General features: G+C 28.7%; 4 protein-coding genes and 2 pseudogenes. 5 read left to right on the forward strand and 1 reads right to left on the reverse strand.

Annotated elements, in window-relative coordinates; all coding sequences use genetic code 11:
• Positions 1–195: 195 nt before the first annotated feature.
• Positions 196–1251 (forward strand): annotated as a pseudogene (gene tyrS, locus HMPREF2642_RS00095) (tyrosine--tRNA ligase); the annotation flags it as partial.
• Positions 1252–1391: 140 nt separating this feature from the next.
• Here the strand turns inward: tyrS and HMPREF2642_RS00100 are convergent.
• Positions 1392–2072 carry a DUF536 domain-containing protein gene (locus HMPREF2642_RS00100; RefSeq protein ID WP_002503026.1) on the reverse strand — a complete coding sequence of 227 codons (681 nt, stop codon included), beginning with the start codon at positions 2070–2072 and terminating at the stop codon, positions 1392–1394.
• Between the two features lie 493 nt (positions 2073–2565).
• Between HMPREF2642_RS00100 and HMPREF2642_RS00105 the strand changes: the two genes are divergently transcribed.
• From HMPREF2642_RS00105 to HMPREF2642_RS11650, 4 genes and pseudogenes are all read left to right on the forward strand, one after another.
• The gene (locus HMPREF2642_RS00105) at positions 2566–3537 is read left to right on the forward strand and encodes a replication initiator protein A (RefSeq protein ID WP_070597488.1); all 972 of its coding nucleotides are present in this window, start codon (positions 2566–2568) and stop codon (positions 3535–3537) included.
• Positions 3538–3553: 16 nt separating this feature from the next.
• Positions 3554–3849, forward strand: a pseudogene (locus tag HMPREF2642_RS11335) (protein rep); the annotation flags it as partial.
• A 931-nt stretch (positions 3850–4780) separates the two neighbouring features.
• Positions 4781–5140, forward strand: coding sequence for a hypothetical protein (locus HMPREF2642_RS00120; RefSeq protein ID WP_070597492.1), 360 nt, complete (start codon positions 4781–4783; stop codon positions 5138–5140).
• A gap of 2 nt (positions 5141–5142) precedes the next feature.
• Positions 5143–5289 carry a hypothetical protein gene (locus tag HMPREF2642_RS11650; protein WP_176744836.1) on the forward strand — a complete coding sequence of 49 codons (147 nt, stop codon included), beginning with the start codon at positions 5143–5145 and terminating at the stop codon, positions 5287–5289.
• The last annotated feature ends 82 nt before the right edge of the window (positions 5290–5371 follow it).

The following is a 5371-nucleotide window of genomic DNA, read 5'->3' on the forward strand; positions in this document are numbered from 1 at the left end:
ATTGGAATAAAGCATTAAAAATAGCCACTCAACAATTAAGTGGCTATGGAGGGTAAAAGAACTTTTTCATATTAAAAGATTTAATGATGTTTGGGGATGATGTTACATTTTCACTTTATCATTTATTTATTAATAGTGCATTTAAAAGTATTTAACGATGAGAATTTTTGGCTTTTTTGAAACGAGTTTCTTCTTGTCTTGATAGGTGGCGCTACTGGTACAATTGGTGATCCTAGTGGTAGGACTTCCGAAAGAATGTTACAAACTCTTGAAACTGTACAAGAAAATGTTGAAGGTCTATCAAGTCAAATGAAAAAATTATTCGGTAAAGATGCCAATGTTACTATTGTAAATAATTATGATTGGTTATCTAGTTTGACTTTATTAGATTTCTTAAGAAGCTACGGAAAAGATTTTAATATTAATACTATGCTAGCCAAAGATATAGTGGCAAGCAGATTAGATAAAGGAATTTCATTTACTGAATTTGCTTATCAAATTTTACAATCTATTGATTTTTTACACTTATTTAAAAACCATAATGTGCAATTGCAAATTGGTGGTGCTGATCAATGGGGGAATATAACTTCTGGTTTAGATTTAATTAGAAAAAAAGAAGGAAACGATGCAAAAGTATTTGGTTTAACTATTCCATTAATGTTAAAAGCTGATGGCACTAAGTTCGGTAAGACAGCAGGTGGAGCTATTTGGCTTGATCCTAAGCGTACATCTCCTTACGAATTTTACCAATTTTGGTTAAACCAAGACGATAGAGATGTTATAAAATACTTGAAATTTTTTACATTCTTAGATAAAGAAGAAATTGATTTTCTAGAAGAAAAAGTAAAAAATGAACCAGAAAAAAGAGAAGCTCAAAAAAGATTAGCAGAAGAAGTAACTAAGTTTGTACATGATGAAGCAGCTTTACAAGAAGCTCAAAAAATCACCCAAGCTTTATTTTCTGGCAATGTAAAAGACTTAACAGTAAAAGAAATCGAACAAGGTTTACAAAACATGCCTTCATTCAATGCTACTAACAAAACTAAAAATATAGTAGATTGGTTAGTAGAAATAAATTGTGAAGCATCTAAAAGACAAGCACGCGAAGATGTAATAAATGGTGCTATTAATATTAACGGAGAAAAGGTAACTGATATTAATTTTCTTGTTAATCCTAATAGTGCCTTTGAAGGTAAGTATATGATAATTAGAAAAGGGAAAAGAAACTACTTCTTAGTAAAAGTTTTATAATTTAATCCTTAAACGCTTCAGCATTAATCAATGTATTGAAAAACAAGAGTTGTACTTTGGTTTAACATAATCGATGATTATCAGAAGTTCTAGCATAAAAAAGCACTACAAGTTCATGAGCTTGTATGCTTTTTATTGTGTTAATTACCAAACAACCGACTCCAGAAACCTTTTTTAGGTGGTTTTTCTTCCTTATCTTCGTATTCATTATCTATTTCTTCGAATTGTTTATCGTCTATTGTGGATGGTTCTTCATTGAGGTTTTCATTCTCTTTCTCTTCAGGTATATCTTTATGCTGCACCTCTGTAGGCTGTTCCCATTCTTGTTGTTGATCAGTATCTTTAGACTCTCCAGTAAATGTTGCTTCTTGTACATTAACATTTTGTCTCTCATTAACAGACGTATCAAAAGAATAATTAAGTCGTCTTTCTTCCTCTAATTGATCTTCTAATTTTTTAATCTTTTTATTACTTTCTAATGCTAATACTTGTTGATTCTCTAAAAGTCTATTAAGTGTATTTATTTGCTCTTTATCTCTATTTGATTGTTCTTTATATATATCTATCTGGTTATATAATTGTTTTATTGTCTCATCTTTCACCAGGTTATCATTATTAGGTTCTTCTTTTTTTTCGCTTTCAAAATCATCATTCTTATTTTGATTTTTTCTTATTCGGTTTATTACTATAATTTCATCTTCACTGGTTAAGTAATTTACGTTATCGATTTTTTGAAATTTCACATTTGCTTTTTTAGCATTATTATAAACAGTCATTTTTGTTACGTTTAATTCATCAGCAATTTCTTTCATACTCTTCATATAACGCCCTCCATATAGTTATATACATAACGTTTATACCATTATACAGCCATTATATTTGTTATTACAAGGTTATATAATTCTTTATACACATAACCATATATAACTATACGTATAAGGTTTCAACCCAATTATATAACACTTATACACCTTTTATACTTGCTATATAAGCGTTTATACAGTATTATACGATATACCCATATAAAATAATTTATACAAAGATTTATCTTTCTTTGAAAGTGCATACACCCAAATGTATATAAACAATTTAACAAAACTTTTAAAAGTGTTAATATAAATATATAAAAGGAACCTAACTACGGGAATAGTCAGGTTCCTTCGGTAATAAAACAAGTAGTTTGTTTGTTTATATAGTTGTTATATTTTTATTATATATACTAAGAATTATTAGTGCAAGTCGAATACATATAAACTTACTTATAGCTTTTTTATTACCTCTTTTAGAAATTTAAATATGAAAGAGGTTTTTTGTATGTCCAACTTTAATATTAAAGAAATCCAAAAAGAGAAATTTTATCAATTACCTAAAGTTTTTTTTACGAATCCTAAATATACTAAACTATCTAATGATGCAAAAATAACTTGGTCAATACTAAGAGATCGTTTAGATTTATCTATAAGAAATAATTGGGTAGATGAAAATGGAGATATATTTTTTATTTATACCAATGAAAAGCTTAAGTCTATTTTAAATATTAGTAGTCCAAATAAGCTATCTAAAATAAAAAAAGAATTAACAGAAGCTGATTTATTTAATCAAATAAGAGTAGGTTTGAATAAACCTAATAAGTTATATATTAAAAAACCAGAAGTAACAGAAGCTGATGTATATTATATTTCACAACAAGAAAACGATATAGAACAGCATAATAACACGGACGTATCATTATCATACGTCCAGAAATATGATAATGATACGTCAAGAAATATTAATATGATACATCATGACATATCAAAAGAATACACTAATGATACTGATTTAAGTAATACTGATTATATAGAGACTGAGAATAATGATACGTATAATATGAATGATACATATAACAATCAAACAAACCATAATCATTCGTATCATACAAATTACCAACAATCCGAATTTAATAATGATGCACTTAAATTCCAAGTACTCGAAGAATTGCCACAACAAATCAAAGATTACTTAAGTAATTTTGAAATTAAAGAAATTCGTATTATTAAAAGTGTTTTACTCAAAGGGAAAAAATCTTTTAACAACACATTTAATACATATTATCGTTTAGAAGATGTCGAATTTGAACTTGTCAGTGTTTTAAAACGTTTTAAAGCCATGCTGCTACAAAAGAATGAAACCGTTGAAGCTATGCAAGGATATTTAATGCAATCGATTAAAGCTGAACTTGAAGAAATACACACACTTAATATGCGTCATCAAAACATGAAAAAACATAATATCTTTAACCAATAATTTAGATAATCTTATAGCAATCAAAGAGACTTCAAAATACTCGGTTAAAGCATCTGATTTTTTAACTGATGATGATGAAAAAATCAAGAAATCGTGAATGATTTGGAAAAAGGTTTATACCGAAAACGTATGTTGAGTTATGGTGGATTGCTTAAACAAAAACATAAAGTTTTAAATTTAGACGATGCCGAAGATGGCAATTTAATTAATACAAGTGACGAAGATAAAACAACAGACGAAGAAGAAAAAGCACATTCAATTACGGCAATTTGGAATTTCGAAAAGCAAAATTACTTCTTAAAAAATTTGTAATGTTGTCTAAATATAATAATATTCTTTGTAAGAATTTCAGAAAAACGGCTCCCAAATGGCTCCCTTTTTATGTAGCCATTTGGGAGCTATTTTTGATTTTGGGTAGCTATTCGGTAGCTTTTGTGTAGCCGTTCGGGAGTCATATAACAATTTTTATCGCATAAATAGGAATCCCATTTGACACTGTCAAATCAATATTTTGCACAGAAATAGCTACCGAATGGATATATACGGAGACATTTCTGTGCAGGATTTCTCTTATGCTCTTTAAAATATAAAAGTTACATTATACACCTGTTTTTTCAGGTTTTAGCTTTTTGTTGAGAAGGACAATTGAAATTAAAAAAAATATTTTTTTCTGAAAGTGTTGAGAAATAAATTTTAAAATGATTTATAGCCTCTCTGTTGAACGAAAAAAGTTTTATACGTGGAATGATTAAATGTCCTAGAAAGAGTTTAAAATGCAAAATAAAACGACTACTCATTTTTGAGTAGCCGGAGAATAATTATAATGGTGTGCAATTAAAAGGAGCACTGTATTGAGCATACCACATGCATTTATGCCGAGAAAATTTATTTTGTCAATAAGATCCACATTAAATGCCCTAGGATAAGAATAATAATAATTGTTAATATAGAGCTGATAAAGGCTATTACTTTTATTTTTCTTTTACTGAATTCTGGACTTTTGTAAACTGAAAAATAGAACATAACAAGAAAACCGACGAACATTCCATACAAGGATAATAGAAAATTCCATCGAATATCCATATAGCCTCCGCGCATTAATCCGTAGGTTCCTAAAATTACAAAAAATAAAATAAATTGATATATGACAGTTACCATTTATTAACCTCCAAAAGTTTATGTTATGTTGCTAGTATTGGGATTTTTTGGGCGATGTTTTAAATTAATGGAGGAGATTTAAAACATGAAAAAGTCAGTTTCTTTATCTTTATCAGGTATTATTTTAGCAACTAGTTTAGGAATGCCTTATACACAGGCAAAAGCTTCAACAAATACTGAGAGTGCTGCAATTCAAGAGAATCAGAATGATAGAAACAGAAATGTCGATAGTGATAGGGTAGCACGTCAATCTGCCAAAGAAAATGGAGCTAATCTTCAAAGATATGATATAGAAAAACAAAATAGAGGAAAGGCTACTTGGACCTTAAAAGGACTAAAAGCGGCATTAAGTGCTAAAAAAACACAAATCAATAGTGCTATAAAAACTGCTATAGATAAACTTCCTATATCTAGTTCAGCAAAGAAAAATGGGCTGGAGCTATAACTGTGGATGGTCTTATTAAATATTTAAATCATATAACAGACTTCTCGGGTAATGCTGAAGATGCTATTATAGGTTGGCTGAATAGTTTGGGAGTTCCTAATGTAGTTTCAACAGTTGTAGTTAAAACAATCTCATTCTTTTTAGTATAGTTCTTAAAAATAATTACATAAAAGCCCCCTAAATTTAGGGGGCTTTTTTTAAACGAGTGAAACGAGTTTCTTCTTGTCTTGA

The organism is Staphylococcus sp. HMSC055A09 (genome assembly GCF_001809655.1).
GTDB classification, from domain to species: domain Bacteria; phylum Bacillota; class Bacilli; order Staphylococcales; family Staphylococcaceae; genus Staphylococcus; species Staphylococcus capitis.

Excerpts from the sequence above, each read along its gene's own strand:
- HMPREF2642_RS00100 (WP_002503026.1), bottom strand. The coding sequence starts at position 2,072 with ATGAAGAGTATGAAAGAAATTGCTGATGAATTAAACGTAACAAAAATG.
- HMPREF2642_RS00105 (WP_070597488.1), top strand. The coding sequence starts at position 2,566 with ATGTCCAACTTTAATATTAAAGAAATCCAAAAAGAGAAATTTTATCAA.
- HMPREF2642_RS00120 (WP_070597492.1), top strand. The coding sequence starts at position 4,781 with ATGAAAAAGTCAGTTTCTTTATCTTTATCAGGTATTATTTTAGCAACT.